The sequence below is a fragment of the Shewanella sp. T24-MNA-CIBAN-0130 genome (genome assembly GCF_040310185.1).
Classification (GTDB): Bacteria; Pseudomonadota; Gammaproteobacteria; order Enterobacterales; family Shewanellaceae; genus Shewanella; species Shewanella psychromarinicola.
Genome location: NZ_JBEOPP010000332.1, coordinates 1 through 268 on the forward strand (window position 1 = coordinate 1; position 268 = coordinate 268).

Below are 268 nucleotides of genomic sequence, written 5' to 3' on the forward strand. Positions count from 1 at the left end.
AACCGTCGGTATTCCAGCCATCAATGTTATAGACACTCAAACCGCCGGTATTCCAGCCATCAAGGTGCTAGACACGCAAACCGCCGGTTTTCCAGCCATCAAGGTGCTAGACACGCAAACCGCCGGTATTCCAGCCATCAAGGTGCTAGACACGCAAACCGCCGGTATTCCAGCCATCAAGGTGCTAGACACCCAAACCGCCGGTAGTCCAGCCATCAAGGTGCTAGACACGCCCACCGCCGGTAGTCCAGCCAGCAAGGTGCTAGAC

At 56.3% G+C, this 268-nt stretch carries 1 pseudogene; it reads left to right on the forward strand.

What is annotated here, in order from left to right:
• Positions 1-268, forward strand: a pseudogene (locus AAEZ02_RS22605) (hypothetical protein); the annotation flags it as partial.